General features: G+C 65.4%; 15 protein-coding genes. 11 read left to right on the top strand and 4 right to left on the bottom strand.

Annotation, left to right across the window (positions count from 1 at the left end; translation table 11 throughout):
* Window positions 1–128 precede the first annotated feature (128 nt).
* The 6 genes from ilvN to FVQ98_RS00640 all read left to right on the top strand — a co-directional run bounded on the left by ilvN (window position 129) and on the right by FVQ98_RS00640 (window position 7890).
* Window positions 129–620: an acetolactate synthase small subunit gene (ilvN, locus tag FVQ98_RS00665; protein ID WP_147911489.1), complete on the top strand. Its 492-nt coding sequence runs from the start codon at window positions 129–131 to the stop codon at window positions 618–620.
* Window positions 621–732: 112 nt separating this feature from the next.
* Window positions 733–1746: a ketol-acid reductoisomerase gene (gene ilvC, locus FVQ98_RS00660; protein ID WP_147911488.1), complete on the top strand. Its 1014-nt coding sequence runs from the start codon at window positions 733–735 to the stop codon at window positions 1744–1746.
* 383 nt (window positions 1747–2129) lie between these two features.
* A complete protein-coding gene (gene pssA / locus FVQ98_RS00655) occupies window positions 2130–2963 on the top strand; it encodes a CDP-diacylglycerol--serine O-phosphatidyltransferase (RefSeq protein WP_147911769.1) in 834 nt (277 codons plus the stop codon).
* A gap of 195 nt (window positions 2964–3158) precedes the next feature.
* The gene (gene leuA / locus FVQ98_RS00650; protein ID WP_147911487.1) at window positions 3159–4874 is read left to right on the top strand and encodes a 2-isopropylmalate synthase; all 1716 of its coding nucleotides are present in this window, start codon (window positions 3159–3161) and stop codon (window positions 4872–4874) included.
* Window positions 4875–4933: 59 nt separating this feature from the next.
* Complete coding sequence (locus FVQ98_RS00645) at window positions 4934–6472, top strand: 2-isopropylmalate synthase (RefSeq protein ID WP_147911486.1); 1539 nt, start codon at window positions 4934–4936, stop codon at window positions 6470–6472.
* Window positions 6473–6627: 155 nt separating this feature from the next.
* Window positions 6628–7890, top strand: coding sequence for a serine hydrolase (locus tag FVQ98_RS00640; protein WP_147911768.1), 1263 nt, complete (start codon window positions 6628–6630; stop codon window positions 7888–7890).
* A gap of 155 nt (window positions 7891–8045) precedes the next feature.
* On the opposite strand, the gene FVQ98_RS00635 is transcribed toward FVQ98_RS00640, so the two are convergent.
* From FVQ98_RS00635 to FVQ98_RS00620, 4 genes are read right to left on the bottom strand one after another with little or no spacing between them, the layout of a single operon-like run.
* The gene (locus FVQ98_RS00635; protein WP_147911485.1) at window positions 8046–8831 is read right to left on the bottom strand and encodes an IclR family transcriptional regulator; all 786 of its coding nucleotides are present in this window, start codon (window positions 8829–8831) and stop codon (window positions 8046–8048) included.
* 8 nt (window positions 8832–8839) lie between these two features.
* Window positions 8840–9610, bottom strand: a complete 771-nt coding sequence (locus tag FVQ98_RS00630) for an arginyltransferase (protein WP_147911767.1) — start codon at window positions 9608–9610, stop codon at window positions 8840–8842.
* Window positions 9607–10359, bottom strand: a complete 753-nt coding sequence (aat, locus tag FVQ98_RS00625) for a leucyl/phenylalanyl-tRNA--protein transferase (protein ID WP_147911484.1) — start codon at window positions 10357–10359, stop codon at window positions 9607–9609. Before aat ends, FVQ98_RS00630 begins: the two co-directional genes overlap by 4 nt.
* A gap of 5 nt (window positions 10360–10364) precedes the next feature.
* Window positions 10365–10922: an NUDIX hydrolase gene (locus tag FVQ98_RS00620; RefSeq protein WP_147911483.1), complete on the bottom strand. Its 558-nt coding sequence runs from the start codon at window positions 10920–10922 to the stop codon at window positions 10365–10367.
* A gap of 68 nt (window positions 10923–10990) precedes the next feature.
* Between FVQ98_RS00620 and FVQ98_RS00615 the strand changes: the two genes are divergently transcribed.
* The 5 genes from FVQ98_RS00615 to FVQ98_RS00595 all read left to right on the top strand — a co-directional run bounded on the left by FVQ98_RS00615 (window position 10991) and on the right by FVQ98_RS00595 (window position 15903).
* On the top strand, window positions 10991–11446 hold the full coding sequence (locus FVQ98_RS00615) for a MarR family winged helix-turn-helix transcriptional regulator (RefSeq protein WP_147911482.1): 456 nt from the start codon (window positions 10991–10993) through the stop codon (window positions 11444–11446).
* A 151-nt stretch (window positions 11447–11597) separates the two neighbouring features.
* Window positions 11598–12296: an OmpA family protein gene (locus FVQ98_RS00610; RefSeq protein WP_187265579.1), complete on the top strand. Its 699-nt coding sequence runs from the start codon at window positions 11598–11600 to the stop codon at window positions 12294–12296.
* 175 nt (window positions 12297–12471) lie between these two features.
* Window positions 12472–13110 (top strand): maleylacetoacetate isomerase, encoded by a 639-nt coding sequence (gene maiA, locus FVQ98_RS00605; protein ID WP_147911481.1) that lies wholly within the window; start codon window positions 12472–12474, stop codon window positions 13108–13110.
* Window positions 13111–13115: 5 nt separating this feature from the next.
* A complete protein-coding gene (gene pgeF, locus FVQ98_RS00600) occupies window positions 13116–13961 on the top strand; it encodes a peptidoglycan editing factor PgeF (RefSeq protein ID WP_147911765.1) in 846 nt (281 codons plus the stop codon).
* A 220-nt stretch (window positions 13962–14181) separates the two neighbouring features.
* Window positions 14182–15903, top strand: a complete 1722-nt coding sequence (locus FVQ98_RS00595) for a PHA/PHB synthase family protein (protein ID WP_370512905.1) — start codon at window positions 14182–14184, stop codon at window positions 15901–15903.
* Window positions 15904–15908: the final 5 nt, after the last annotated feature.

Raw genomic sequence — 15908 nt, 5'->3', positions numbered from 1 at the left:
AATCGGCTGCTAGCCATAGAGCAATCTGCGCGGGCAGCTACTTTTTAGATAGCAAGACGATTCTATCGTGCGCCAAGCCTGCCACTTACCGGTGGCGGGGGAGGGCGGCGAAAAGAGGGCTCTGACACATGAAACACATCATCGCTGTTCTGATTGAAAACGAAGCGGGCGCCCTGTCCCGCGTGGTGGGCCTGTTCTCGGCCCGTGGCTACAACATCGAATCGCTGATCGTCGCGCCGACCGAGGACGAAAGCCTCTCGCGCATGACCATCCAGACGCGCGGCTCGGAAGACACCATCGAGCAGATCACCAAGCACCTGAACCGCCTGATCGAGGTGGTGAAGGTGGTCGACCTGACCGAAGGCAGCTACATCGAGCGCGAGCACATGATGGTCAAGGTGCGCGCCGTCGGCAAGGAGCGCGAGGAGATCAAGCGCACCTGCGACATCTTCCGCGGCCGCATCATCGACGTCACCGACAAGAGCTACACGGTCGAGCTGACGGGCGACCAAAGCAAGCACGACGCCTTCCTCAATTCGATCGACAAGTCCGCCATTCTCGAGACCGTGCGCACCGGCGCCAGCGGCATCGGGCGGGGCGAACGTCTGTTGCGCGTTTAAGCATCCAATCGGGCGCTGGCGCTACAGCCATCTGCGCAGCCAGCTCCTGTTTGAATAGCATCCGTTTTCTGGTTTTCTTCTCATCCCTAGCCTTCATCCAAGGAGATACGACGTGAAAGTGTTCTACGACAAAGACTGCGACCTGAGCCTGATCAAGGGCAAGACCGTCGCCATCATCGGCTACGGCTCGCAGGGCCATGCGCACGCGCAGAACCTGAACGACAGCGGCGTGAAGGTCGTGGTCGGCCTGCGCAAGGGCGGCGCTTCGTGGGACAAGGTCGGCAAGGCCGGCCTGAAAGTGGCCGAGGTGAACGACGCCGTCGCTTCCGCCGACGTGGTCATGATCCTGCTGCCCGACGAGAACATCGCCGCCGTCTACAAAGAGATCGAGCCGCACATGAAGAAGGGCGCTTCCCTGGCTTTCGCCCACGGCTTCAACGTGCACTACAACCAGGTTGTGCCGCGTGACGACCTGGACGTGTGGATGGTGGCCCCCAAGGCGCCCGGCCACACGGTGCGCAACACGTACACCCAAGGTGGCGGCGTGCCCCACCTGGTCGCAGTGCACCAGGACAAGAGCGGCAAGGCGCGTGATCTGGCGCTGTCCTACGCCATGGCCAACGGTGGCGGCAAGGCCGGCATCATCGAGACCAACTTCAAGGAAGAGACCGAGACCGACCTGTTCGGCGAGCAGGCCGTGCTGTGCGGTGGCGCGGTCGAGCTGGTGAAGATGGGCTACGAGACGCTGGTGGAAGCCGGCTACGCGCCCGAGATGGCGTACTTCGAGTGCCTGCACGAGCTGAAGCTGATCGTCGACCTGATGTACGAAGGCGGCATCGCCAACATGAACTACTCGATCTCCAACAACGCGGAGTACGGCGAGTACGTGACCGGCCCCGAGGTGATCAACGAAGAGTCGCGCGTGGCCATGCGCAACGCCCTGAAGCGGATCCAGAACGGCGACTACGCCAAGATGTTCATCCAGGAAGGCCGCCTGAACTACCCGAGCATGACGGCCCGCCGTCGCAACACGGCCGAGCACAGCATCGAAGTGGTGGGCAGCAAGCTGCGCGCCATGATGCCGTGGATCGCCAAGAACAAGCTGGTCGACCAGACCCGCAACTGATCGGCGCGACCCAGCGACAGGCGCTGGCCTGTCGCCTCAAGCGACAAGGGCCACCGGCAGGTGGCCCTTTTGCATTTCACATGGCTCTCCAGCCCTGTGACAGGCGGAATGCAGAGTGCGTGCCTGCGCCTTCGCGCGGGTCCTGGGCGGAGCCGGCAGCCGCTCATGGATTTCCCGAGCGCGTGCGAATGATCGCGCCGCAGCGGCGGCGCCCCGTACACTTCAGGGCGTGTCGGTCGGCACATTGCGACCTGCCATGCGCGCCGATGCGCTTTGATTTTGATAGCTGCTTGCGCAGATGGTTGTAGCGCTGGCGACCCGTTTGACCTATGAACCCACCCGATCCGCATTCCGAGCCGCGCCACCCCGCCTGGGGCCACGACATGTCGCAGCGCGTGCGTCGCAAGGGCATCTACGTGCTGCCCAACCTGTTCACGCTGGCGGCGCTGTTCGGCGGGTTCTACGGCATCGTCATGGCGATGAACGGTCGGTTTGACCTGGCCACCACCGGCATTTTCGCGGCGATGGTGCTCGACAGCCTGGACGGTCGAGTGGCGCGCATGACGGGCACGCAAAGCGCGTTCGGCGAACAGATGGATTCGCTGTCCGACATGGTCAGCTTTGGCGCCGCGCCTGCGCTGCTGGCGTACGAATGGGCGCTGCGCCCGCTGGGTCGCTGGGGCTGGATTGCCGCGTTCGTGTACTGCGCCTGCGCGGCACTGCGCCTGGCGCGCTTCAACGTCAACACCGCCGTGGTGGACAAGCGCTACTTCCAGGGCCTGCCTTCGCCCGCGGCCGCGGCGCTGGTGGCGGGGCTGATCTGGCTGACCAGCGCCATGCTGACGTCGCACCGCGAAGTGCCGATCTTCCGTGCGGTGATCTCGCTGTTCGGCGGCGAGCCGATCGTGCGGGCCGACCTGGCCTGGATCACCTTCGCCGTGACGCTGTTCGCGGGTCTGACCATGGTCACCAACGTGCCGTACTACAGCTTCAAGGACTTTGGTGGGCGCCGCAGCGTGCCCTTCATCGTGCTGGTGCTGATCGCGCTCTTGATCGCCATCGTCAGCATCGAGCCGGCGACCATCCTTTTCATTTTCTTTGTCGCCTATGCGCTGTCGGGCTACGTGATCTACGTCTGGCGGCGCGCGCGTGGCGAGCACGCGAGCATCGTCAGCACCTCGACGGACGAGCCCGACGAGCGCGGCTTGCATGACTGACGGGTTGTCTTATGCTAGAGTGCGCTTTCTCATGGCACGCTTTGCTCTCAACCTACTAGCCATCCCCTTCGGGCGGAGACGGTAGCGCGCGCACTCAAAAAGCAAAGCACCCATCACGGCCCGTTCGCACCAGCAACGGGCCGTTGTGTTTTTGGGAGGTTGCTGGTCGATTCCACATTTTACCGAAAGATCGACATGCTCAAGCAACCGCAGACCAAGTACCGTCCCTTCGCCCCGATCGGCCTCGCCGACCGCCGCTGGCCCGACACGCAACTGACCAAGGCGCCGGTGTGGCTGTCGACCGACCTGCGCGACGGCAACCAGGCCTTGATCGAGCCCATGGACGCGGCGCGCAAGCTGCGCATGTTCGACCTGCTGGTGCAGGTGGGCTTCAAGGAGATCGAGGTCGGCTTTCCGGCTGCGTCGCAGACCGACTTCGACTTCGTGCGCCAGCTGATCGAGGAAGACCGTGTGCCCGACGACGTGACCATCCAGGTCATGACGCCCGCACGCGAAGAGCTGATCGAACGCACCGTCGAATCGCTGGCCGGCGCACGCCGCGCCATCGTTCACGTCTACAACGCCGTCGCACCGGTGTGGCGCCGCGTCGTGTTCGGCCTGGAAGTGCCGCAGGTGATGGAACTGGTGCGCCACCACGTCGACATGGTGCGCCGCTTGACCGATGCGCAGCCCGAGACGGAGTGGGTGCTGCAGTACTCGCCCGAAACCTTCTCGCTGGCCGAATTGTCGGTGTCGCTGGAAGCGTGCGAAACGGCTGTCCACGCTTGGGGTGCCGGTCGGCCGATCATCCTCAACCTGCCGACCACCGTGGAAAACGCCACGCCCAACATCTTTGCCGACCAGATCGAATGGATGGTGCGGCGCTTTGCTGACCGGCCCGAAGTGGTGGTATCCCTGCACCCGCACAACGACCGCGGCACCGGCGTCGCGGCAGCAGAGCTGGCCTTGATGGCGGGCGCGCACCGCGTTGAGGGCTGTTTGTTCGGCAACGGCGAGCGCACGGGCAACCTCGACATCGTCAACGTCGCGCTCAACCTCTACACGCAGGGCGTCGACCCTGAGCTGGACTTCTCCGACATTGATGCGGTGCGCCGCACGGTCGAGCACTGCAACCAGCTGCCGGTGCACCCGCGCCACCCGTACGCGGGCGAGTTGGTCTACACCTCGTTTTCGGGCTCACACCAGGACGCGATCAAGAAGGCCTTCGCCGCGCGTCAGGACGGCGATGTCTGGGAGATCCCGTATTTGCCGATCGACCCGAAGGACCTGGGCCGCAGCTACGAAGCCGTGATCCGCGTCAACAGCCAGTCGGGCAAGGGCGGCATGAGCTACCTGCTGGAAAGCGAATACGGCGTGACGATGCCGCGCCGTCTGCAAATCGAGTTCAGCCAGGTGGTGCAGCGCGTCATGGACCGTGACGGCAAGGAGCTGACGGCGGCGGACCTCTGGCAGTTGTTCCGCGCCGAATACGGTCTGGGCGAATCCGCCGCGGTGGAGCATCGGGTCTGGGAAGCCACGCAGGCCGACGGCGCCCGCCATGTCCGGCTGAGCGCAAAGGTGCAGTGGGCCGGCCAATCGCACACGGTGCAAGGGCAGGGCAATGGCCCCATCGACGCCTTCGCGGCAGCCGTGGGCGCGCTGGTTGGGCAACCGGTGCGCGTGGTCGACTACCACCAGCACGCCATCGACGAAGGGGCCGACGCGCGCGCCATGGCCTACGTGGAGCTGCGCCTGCGCGATTCGCCGGCTTTCTTCGGCGTCGGCATGGACAGCGATACCTCTGCAGCGGCCATGCAGGCCTTGCTTTCGGGGCTGAATCGCGCCCGGGCGGCGGGCTGGGCGTCAGAATCGGCGCCCCAGGCCGCACAATCGGCGGTTGCCATCGCCTGACGCCATAAGCTCGGCGCGCACCAGAACAACACCCACGCTATTCAGGAGCATTTTTTTCTATGACCGACAAGCTGATCATTTTCGACACGACCCTGCGCGACGGCGAGCAATCGCCCGGCGCCAGCATGACCAAGGACGAGAAGCTGCGCATTGCGCGCCAGTTGGAGCGCCTGAAGGTCGACGTGATCGAGGCCGGCTTTGCCGCCAGCTCCAACGGCGACTTCGAGTGCGTGCAGGCGATCGCCAACGCGATCAAGGAGTCGACCGTGTGCTCGCTCTCGCGCGCCAACGACCGCGATATTGCACGCGCGGCCGAGGCGCTCAAGGGGGCGGCGCGCGGGCGCATCCACACCTTCATCGCCACCAGCCCGCTGCACATGGAAAAAAAGCTGCGCATGACGCCCGACGAGGTGTTCGAGCAGTCCAAGCTGGCCGTGCGTTTCGCACGCAACCTGATGGACGACATCGAATACAGCGCCGAAGACGGCTACCGCAGCGACATCGACTTCCTGGCCCGCGTGTGCGAGGCGGTCATCAAGGAAGGCGCGCGCACCATCAACATCCCCGACACGGTGGGCTACGCGATTCCCGAGCTGTACGGCAACTTCATCAAGACGCTGCGCGAGAAGGTGCCCAACAGCGACCAGGCCGTCTGGTCCGTGCATTGTCACAACGACCTCGGCATGGCGGTGGCCAACAGCCTCGCCGGTGTGCAGTTGGGCGGCGCGCGCCAGATCGAATGCACCATCAACGGCCTGGGCGAGCGCGCGGGCAACTGCTCGCTGGAAGAGGTGGTCATGGCCGTGAAAACGCGGCGCGACTACTTTGGCCTGGACGTGGGCATCGACGCCTCGCAGATCGTGCAGGCCAGCCGCATGGTCAGCCAGACCACCGGCTTTGTGGTGCAGCCCAACAAGGCGGTCGTGGGCGCCAACGCGTTCGCGCACGCCAGCGGCATCCACCAGGACGGCGTGCTGAAGGCGCGCGACACCTACGAGATCATGCGCGCCGAAGACGTGGGCTGGTCGGCCAACAAGATCGTGCTGGGCAAGCTGTCGGGCCGCAACGCGTTCAAGCAGCGCCTGCAGGAGTTGGGCGTGGTGCTCGAATCGGAAAGCGAAATCATGGCCGCGTTTGCCAAGTTCAAGGAATTGGCCGACCGCAAGAGCGAGATCTTCGACGAGGACATCCTGGCGCTGGTGAGTGACGAAAGCGTCACCGCCGAAAAGGAGCAGTACGGCTTCATCTCGCTTTCACAGCACAGCGAAACCGGTGAAATGCCTCATGCCGACATCGTCTTCACCGTTGACGGAGCGGAAGTGCACGGGTCGTCCGCCGGCAACGGGCCGGTGGACGCGTCGCTCAAGGCGATCGAATCGCATGTAAAAAGTGGCGCAGAAATGGTGCTGTATTCGGTCAATGCCATCAGCGGATCGACCGAAAGCCAGGGCGAAGTCACCGTTCGGCTGCAAAATTCGGGTCGTGTCGTCAACGGCGTGGGCGCCGACCCCGATATCGTGGTCGCGTCGGCCAAGGCTTATCTGAGTGCCCTCAACAAGTTACACAGCAAAGCTGATCGGGTGGCGGCACAAGGCTAGGGTTAACCCGTATAACTCTGGAAACAAATGAGGAAAGGGGCGCAAGTCTTTGTTATTGCGCCCCTTTTTCTGTTTTAGTACACTTGCGCCCTATTCGTGGTACGGGCTGGGGTGAAGAAATGGCAATGGCTGCATGGGGAAACCGGTGGACTCGGATGTGGCGTGGTGGTCTGGGTGCTGTTTCAATCGGTATTGCACTGACCGCATTGCCTTGGGCGCACGCCCAGGCGGGCCCCAAGAAACCCGCCAAGGCGGCGGCTGCCAGCAAGGCTGCAGCGCCCAAGGCCGCTGCCAAGTCCGGTAGCGCCAAGACCTCCAGCGCCAAGGCTGGCAAGGCCGGCTCGGCCACCAAAGCCGATGTGCGCCGGGAACCGCCTCGCGGCAAGCGCGCGATCGCGGAGAACAAGCGTGACGCCAAGGTCGCCAGCGCCAAAGACAGCAAGAAGGGCGGCAAGGCGGACCGCGTGAGGGCCACCGTCGTCGCCAAGGGCGCCAAAGGCAAGAGCCGTGCGCAGGAGCGCGCTGAACGCCTGGCCGCACGCGAGACCCGCGTCACCCTGCGCCACGCCGTTCACACGCCGCGGGAAGCGCCGGCGCCGCGCCTGTCCATCGCGCAGGCCGCTGGCTTGCACCACGCGGGCGACGCGCTGGACCTGAAGTCCAGCGTGGCCCTGGTGCTCGACCAAGATACGCATGAGGTGCTGTTCAGCAAGAACGACCACGCCGTGCTGCCGATCGCGTCGCTGACCAAGCTGATGACCGGCCTGCTGGTGTCGGAAGCGCGTCTGCCGCTGGACGAGTTGATCACCATCACCGACGAGGACGTCGATTACGAGAAGGGCAGCAGCTCGCGCCTGGCTGTGGGCACCACGCTGACGCGCGGCGAGCTGATGCACCTGGCCCTGATGTCCAGCGAAAACCGCGCCGCGCACGCGTTGGGCCGCACCTACCCGGGCGGCCTGCAGCGCTTTGTCGGCCTGATGAACAACCGCGCCGCGGCGCTGGGCATGAAGGACACGCGCTACGTCGAGCCGACGGGCCTGTCCAGCTCCAACCGCGCCAGCGCGATCGACCTGGCCACACTGGTGGGCTTTGCCTCGCAAGACCCGCTGCTGCGCCAGCTGACCACATCGCAAGGCTACGAGGTGGCGGTGGGCAGCCGCGTGCTGACCTACAACAACACCAACCGTCTGGTGCACAAGCCGGATTGGCAGATCGGTCTGCAGAAGACCGGTTACATCTCCGAAGCCGGGCAGTGCCTGGTGATGCAGGCGCGCGTGGCGGGCCGCAAGGTGATCATGGTCTTCCTGGATTCGAACGGCAAGTACAGCCGCCTGGCCGACGCCGAGCGCGTGCGCCGCTGGGTCGAGAACGAGCGCCCGTCGTCCACCTTTGCGGGCAACGGCTACGCGGGCTGACCGGCCGCAGCAGGCTGTTTCTTGCGGCTTGTAGTTGCTATGGTTTAAATAGCTGCTTGCGCAGATGGTTGTAGGGCTACAAGCCAGTTTCACTCGAAAATTAAAAAGGCGCCAATCGGCGCCTTTTTTGCATCTGCCCCAGGCGTCCCCGGCCGTCAGCGGGCCGAACCGGTGTGGCCCAGCGCGGCCGAGATTTCCTGCGCCGTGTGCTGCAGCTTGGGCAGCCAGCTGTCGTCCAGTCGGTCGGCAGGGGCCGAGATCGACAGGCCCGCCACCAGCTTGCCCTGGTCGTCGTAGATGCCGGCGGCCATGCAGCGCACGCCCATCTCCAGCTCTTCGTTGTCGTGCGCCACGCCGGACTGGCGCGCGCGGATCAACTCGCGCTCCAGCGTGGGCAGTTGCGTGATGCTGTTGCGCGTGTGGCCGGCCAGGCCCGTGCGCGTGGCGTAGGCGCGCACGCGCGGCAGTTCGTCGTAGGCCAGAAACAGCTTGCCGGTGGACGTCAGATGCAGTGGCGCCCGTCCGCCGATGGCGCGCACCACCTGCATCCCGGACCGTTCGCTGTAGGTGCGCTCGATGTAGACGATTTCGTCGCCCTGGCGCACGCTCAGGTTGACCGGCTGCTGGATCAGGCGGTGCAGGTCGCGCATCGGCGCCAGCGCCGCATCGCGCACGTCGAGCCGGCCCTTGACCAGGTTGCCCAACTCCAGCAGGCGCATGCCCAGCCGGTAGCTGCCGGGCTCCGGTCGGTCGACGAAGCGGCCCACGGTCAGGTCATTCAGGATGCGGTGGGTGGTGGAGGGGTGCAAGCCGGTCTGCTCGCTGATCTCCTTGAGCGAGATCGGCTCGTCGCGCGAGGCCAGCACGTCGATCAGCGAAAACATGCGCTCGATCACCTGGATGGTCGGCGTCTGGTGGGCGTCGGGTTTGGGGCGTCGCATGGCAGTGTTCAGGTGAGGGCGCTGTTCAGCGCCGAGGCGTTGTCGTCTCGCAGCCATTGGCCGCCGATGCGCCGCTCGGACGGGCGAAACCGTGCCTTGTACGCCATCTTGGCGCTGCCGTCGATCCAGTAGCCGAGGTAGACATACGGCAAACCCAGCGCTCGGGCCTGCTCGATCTGCCAGAGGATGCTGTAAGTGCCCAGGCTGGCGCGGGCGTCGCCCGGGTCGTAGAAGGTGTAGACCGCCGACAGCCCGTCGTTCAGCACGTCGACGATGGACACGATGCGCAGGGCGCCAGCGCCGCCGTCCGGCGCTGGCTCGCGGAATTCAACCAGGCGCGAATTCACGTTGCTCTGCAGCAGGAACTGGGTGTACTGGTCCACGCTGTCCTGGTCCATGCCGCCGCCGGTGTGACGGCCGGCCTGGTAGCGCAGGTAGAGCTGGTAGTGTTCCGGCACGTAGCACAGCTTCATCACCCGCACCTGCAGGCCGCCGTGGCGTGCCTGTGCGCGGCGCTGGCTGCGGTCAGGCTTGAAGCGCTCGACACACACGCGCATCGGCACGCACGCGTGGCAGCCGTCGCAATACGGCCGGTACGTGAACATCCCGCTGCGGCGAAAGCCGCTTTGCACCAGTTCGGAATAGGCTTCGTTGTTGACCAGGTGGCTCGGCGTGGCGACCTGCGAGCGCGCCTGCCGCCCCGGCAGGTAGCTGCATGGGTAGGGCGCTGTCGCGTAGAACTGCAGCGCCTGAAAAGGAAGGTCCTTGAGGTGGGTCAACGAGCAGCCGAACGTGGAGGCAACAACACATTCCAGTATACGGGGTCGAATTTCCATGGCGGTGATGGTCGGCCCGCGAGTTCCGACACCGCTGCGGCGAATTCAGCGCGCGGCACCTCCCCCGCGCCCATGAAGGCGAGGTGCGGGGTGTTCTGCTGGCAATCGATCTGCGGCACCCCGTGGTGGATGCACCACGCCACCAGGGCAGCCAGCGCGATCTTCGACCCGTCAGGGACGCGCGTGAACATCGACTCGCCAAACACCGCGTGCCCGATGCCAACGCCATACAGGCCAGCCACCAACTCGCCGCCCACCCAGGCTTCCACGCTGTGTGCGTAGCCGGCGCGGTGCAACTCGCCGTAGGCGCGCCGCATGTCCGGCCCGATCCAGGTTCCTTCCTGGCCCGGCCGTGCGGCTGCAGAGCAGGCGCCGACCACCGCATCGAATGCGGTGTCGAAGCGGATCTCGCACGCCGGATCGGCACGAAACCTCTCGATGGCCTTGCGCAGAGAGCGGTGCAGCCGGAAAGCGTTCACGCGCAGCACCATGCGCGGATCGGGGCTCCACCAGAGGATGGGTTCGCCTTCGCTGAACCACGGGAAGACGGTGGCCGAATAGGCGGCGCGCAACGTGGCCACATCCAGTTCGCCGCCTGCGGCAACGAGCCCCGGTGCGCTCGTCTCAGGGCCCCAAGCCTGCGCTACGGGCGGAAAGGCGTCGCCCGCGCGCAGCACGGTCAACGCCGGCATGGGCCTCATCGCGGTGGCCAGGGAATATCGATGTCGTGCACGCCGTAGCTGCCGCGCCGGTGGTCGTCGAAGAAGCGCTTCAGCGTTTCGCGCACCGTCATGAAAGCCAATTCGTCCCAGGGAATCTCGGCTTCGGTGAAAAGCCGCGCTTCCAGCGTTTCCTGACCCGGGTGAAAGACATCGCTTTGCAGTTGAGCAAGGTAGAACACGTGCACCTGGCCAACGCGGGGAATGCTCAGCGTGCTGAACAGCCTACCCATGGAGATCTGCGCGCCGGCTTCCTCATCGGTCTCGCGGGCGGCGCCTTCGGCCATGGTCTCGTCCATCTCCATGAACCCTGCGGGCAAGGTCCACTTGCCCCAGCGCGGTTCAATGGCACGTTTGCACAGCAGCACGCTCTCGCCCAGATAGGGTACGGTGCCCACCACCAGGAGCGGATTGACGTAATGGACAGTGCCGCAGGACGGACACACGGCGCGCTCGCGCGTGTCTCCGTCGTCGGGAATGCGGTAGTCCACGGCGGTTCCGCACTCGCGGCAGTGCTGGATAGTTCGACGCTGCATAGACGCCACAGTGTACGTGCGGTGCCGAGCCCGCTTCGCGCCGACCGGCGCCGCCTACACTTGGCGGTATGCCAGCAGACTCCGATGTCTTTTCGTTCGAACAAGCGCCCGGCCATTTGATTCGCCGTGCGCACCAGATCTCCGTCGCCGTGTTCAGCGAGGAGACGGCTGCTTTCGGCGTCACGCCCGTGCAGTTCGCGATCCTCAGCGTGTTGGCCCAGGCGCCCGACATTGACCAGATCACGCTGGCGCAACGGGTGGCGTTCGACCAGGCGACAATCGGCTCGGTGGTCGCGCGTCTCATCGGCAAGGGCTGGCTGCACCGCGAGCCGGCCGAGCAGGATCGCCGGCGCAAGCTGCTGCGCCTGACCCCTGAAGGTCTTGCCGCCTTGCATGGCATGACGGCCCACATGCCCTCAGTGCAGACCCGGATCGTTGATGGCCTGAGCCTGTCAGAACGCACCCAATTCATGGGGCTGCTTGCCAAATTGGTCGCACATCACGAGCGCGAAACGCCGGCCTGACGGCCCCATGCGCGCGTGTCCTACAGCGTCGCGCGCGGGCCGAGCGTTAGATTCGCAGGCGCCGCGGGACTCCCGCCCGCCCTTGTGAACTGCCACCGGTACACGCCGGTCTCGCAGTTGCTGCGATAACTCAATGAAAGGAAACATCCCGATGCAAACACGTGAAATTGGCCGTGGCCTGCTGGTGGCCACCACGGCGGCAGCCGTCTTCATGACCGGCTGCGCCAACATGACGGAAACTCAGCGCAATACTGCTATTGGTGCAGGTGTGGGCGCAGCTGCCGGTGGCCTGATCGGTGACGGCAAGGGGGCGGCCATCGGCGCCGGTGTGGGCGCTCTGGGCGGGTACGCCTGGTCGCGCTACATGGAGAACAAGAAGCAGCAGATGCAGGCGGCCACGGCGGGCACCGGCGTGCAGGTCACCCAGACGCCAGACAACCAGCTCAAGCTGAACATTCCCGAGGACATTTCCTTCGCCACCGGCCGTGCCGACATCCAGCCGCGCCTGCGCCCCATCCTCGACCAGTTCGGTCAAGGTCTGGGCCAGCAGCCGAGCCTGGAGGTGACCATCATCGGCCACACCGATTCGACCGGCACCGATGCGATCAACAACCCGCTGTCCGTGGCACGCGCCAACAGCGTGCGCGACTACCTGGCCACGCGCGGCGTGGACACGCGCCGCATCCGTACCGATGGCCGCGGTTCGCGCGAGCCTATCGCCGACAACCGCACCGACGCGGGCCGCGCTCAGAACCGCCGCGTGGAGATCTTCCTGGCCGACCGCGCACCGGTCGCCGCTGCGCCTGCACCCACGTACAACACGCCGATTGGTGGTCAGCCGGTACGCTGATGGATGGATTGGCATGAGGCGAGCGCCTGAATCACGGCCGCGGCCTCGGCCCCCTGAAACCCTCGCGCCACCGGACACGGTGGCGTTTTTTTTGTGCGTGCAGCGCCAGCTATTGGCGTCCGCCCGGCATGTCTGCACACAGCGCGAGCCCACGCAGCCGGGCTACACTTTTCGCATGAAGCTCTACAACTACTTCCGATCCTCGGCGTCGTTTCGTGTGCGCATCGCACTCAACCTCAAGGGACTCTCCTACGAGTACCTGCCGGTACATCTGGCCAAGGGTGAACATCGGCGCGCCGAGTTCACATCGCTCAGTTCGGAAGGTCTGGTGCCGCTGCTGGAGCTGGACAACGGCCAGCGCATCACGCAGTCCATGGCCATCATCGAGTACCTGGAAGAGACCCATCCGCAGTCCGCGCTGCTGCCCGCCGACGCCATCGGCCGTGCACGCGTTCGCGCGCTCGCGCAGCTGATCGCGTGCGAGGTGCATCCGCTCAACAACCTGCGGGTGCTCAAGTACCTGACGCACGAACTCGCGCAGAACGAAGCGGCCAAGAACAGCTGGTACCGGCATTGGGTGGCGCTGGGCCTGCAGGCCTTCGAAGCCCGCCTGGCCGAGGCGCCCGCCACCTTCAGTCATGGCGAAACACCGACACTGGCCGACTGCTGTCTGGTGCCGCAAATCTTCAATGCACAGCGTTTCGATTGCGACCTGTCTGCGTACCCGCGCACCATGGCCGTGTTCGAGGCATGCATGAAGCTCGACGCCTTCCAGAAGGCACAGCCTTCCGCCTGCCCCGACGCTGAAAAGTGAACCGCATGGTCGACGCGCGCTGGTTTGTACCCGACTGGCCGGCACCCACGCGGGTGCGGGCGCTGTTCACCACGCGCGGTTCGTCGCCTGCCGATGGCGCTTCACCCGCGCCTTATCAGTATTTCAACCTAGGCGATCACGTGGGCGATGCCGCTGATGCCGTGGCTGCCAACCGCGCGTTGCTGGCGCAGGCGCTGGGGGCTGCGCGGCCCGTGTTTCTGCATCAGGTGCATGGCACGGGCGTGTGCGCGCTCTCACCGGATCTTGCCGATGGCACCACGGCGGATGCGGCGTTCAGCACTCGAAGCGACGTCGCCTGCACGGTGATGGTGGCCGACTGCCTTCCCGTGTTGCTGACCACCGCCAGCGGCAGCGCCGTGGCCGCTGCGCATGCGGGCTGGCGCGGGCTCGCATCGGGTGTGCTCCAGGCGACTTTGGAGCAGTTTCGGCCTGCAGGGCAGGCGGGACGGGCGCAGCCAGCTATCGATAATGAAGCGAATCAAGGCGCTGATCCGATCATCGCCTGGCTGGGCCCCTGCATTGGACCACGTGCCTTCGAGGTGGGCGCTGAGGTGCGGGAGGCGTTCCTCGCGCAGGACGCTGGCGCAGACCCGGCCTTTGCGCCGCACACGCCCGGCAAGTTCCTGGCGGATCTGCCCGCGCTTGCGCGGCGCGTGCTGCTCACGAACGGCGTCACGGCGGTGTACGGTAACGACGGCAGCGACGCTTGGTGCACCGTGGCGCGGCCGGATCGCTACTTCTCGTTCCGGCGCGACCAGTCGGCGCTGGGCGGCACCGGCCGCATGGCCGCCTGCATCTGGATCGACGAGGTTGGCGCGCCCTCCGCGTAAGCCCTGACAGGGATTGACCGGGGAGGCGCCCGCCCGGAAGCCCGCAGAAGTCGGCGTATATTGGCAGCGTGTCAGTGTGCCGTTACCGAGCTCGGGGATACTGGGCTCAGCAGCGGTCAAGGCGCGGCGACGGCTCCTCCCACCGCTGCGCGGACCCGTCAACACAACGATTTCAGGAGACACCATGACGCCGAACCAGGCTTCCTCGCTTTGGCAGGACATGATGAGCAAGTTGCCCCAGGGCATGGGTTTTCCCATGGATCAGGGGCTCATCGAAGGCTGGAAGAACGCGTTCGCGCAGTTCCAGAACATGGATCTCGGCGGCATGAGCCCGCTCGGGCGCGGCCCCACCCCGGTCGATCTTCCCAGCCTGACGTTCCCGCCCGAGAAGATGCTCGAGCTGCAGCAGAACTACGTGCGCGAAGCCAGCGAGCTGTGGAACCAGACGCTGCAGGCCAACCCGACACTCAAGGACCGGCGTTTCAAGGGCGAGGCCTGGACCAGCAATCCGCTGTCGTCCTTCACCGCCGCGGTCTACCTGCTCAACGCCCGCACGCTGATGGCCATGGCCGAAGCGGCCGAGGGCGACGAAAAGAGCCGCCAGCGCGTGCGCTTTGCCGTCGAGCAGTGGGTGGCCGCGGCGTCGCCCAGCAACTTCCTGGCGCTGAACGCCGACGCGCAGCAAAAAGCCATCGAGACGCAGGGCGAAAGCCTGGCCAAGGGCCTGGCCAACATCCTGCACGACATGCGCCTGGGGCACGTGTCGATGACCGACGAAAGCGTGTTCGAGGTCGGCAAGAACGTTGCCACCACCGAGGGCGCCGTGGTGTTCGAGAACGAGCTGTTCCAGCTGATCGAATACAAGCCGCTGACCGCCAAGGTGTACGAAAAACCTTTTCTGCTGGTGCCGCCCTGCATCAACAAGTTCTACATCCTCGACCTGCAGCCTGAAAACTCCTTCATTCGCTACGCCGTCAGCCAGGGCCACCGCACCTTCGTGGTGAGCTGGCGCAACCCCGACGCGTCAATGGAGAAGTACTCCTGGGACGACTACATCCAGAACGCTGCCATCAAGGCCATCGAAACGGTGCAGGACGTCACCGGCGCCAAGCAGATCAACGCCCTGGGCTTCTGCGTGGGCGGCACCATCCTGACCACGGCGCTGGCCGTGCTGGCTGCACGCGGTGAAAAGCCCGTGTCGGCGCTGACCCTGCTGACCACGCTGATCGACTTCCGCGACACCGGCATCCTGGATGTCTTCATCGACGAGAACATGGTGCGTTTTCGCGAGATGCAGATGGGCGCGGGCGGCATGCTCAAGGGCAACGACCTGGCCAGCACCTTCAGCTTTCTGCGGCCCAACGACCTGGTGTGGAACTACGTGGTGGGCAACTACCTCAAGGGCGAAACGCCGCCCGCGTTTGACCTGCTGTACTGGAACAGCGACTCCACCAACCTGCCGGGCCCGTTCTACGCTTGGTACCTGCGCAACACCTACCTTGAAAACAACCTCGTCAAGCCCGGCAAGGCCACGGTTTGCGGCGAGAAGATCGACCTGCGCAAGCTCGATATCCCGGTCTACATCTACGGCTCGCGCGAAGACCACATCGTGCCGATCGGCGGCGCCTACGCCTCCACGCAGGTGCTGCCGGGCAAGAAGCGCTTCATGATGGGCGCGTCCGGCCACATCGCCGGCGTGATCAACCCGCCCGCCGCCAAGAAGCGCAGCCACTGGGTGCGCGACGACGGCAAGTTTCCGGCCGATGTGAACGAATGGATCGCCGGCGCCACCGAAACGCCCGGCAGCTGGTGGCCCGACTGGTCCGACTGGCTGGGCGACCACGGCGGCAAGCAGGTGGCCGCGCCCAAGCGCTACGGCCGCGGCACCGCGTACGAGGCGATCGAGCCCGCACCCGGCAGCTACGTCAAGGCCAAGGCCTGATTTTC

The organism is Ottowia flava (assembly GCF_008017535.1).
Taxonomy (GTDB): Bacteria; Pseudomonadota; Gammaproteobacteria; order Burkholderiales; family Burkholderiaceae_C; genus Ottowia; species Ottowia flava.
The sequence above is the reverse complement of the archived record's forward strand: the minus strand, read 5'-3'. Positions and strand labels throughout refer to the sequence as shown.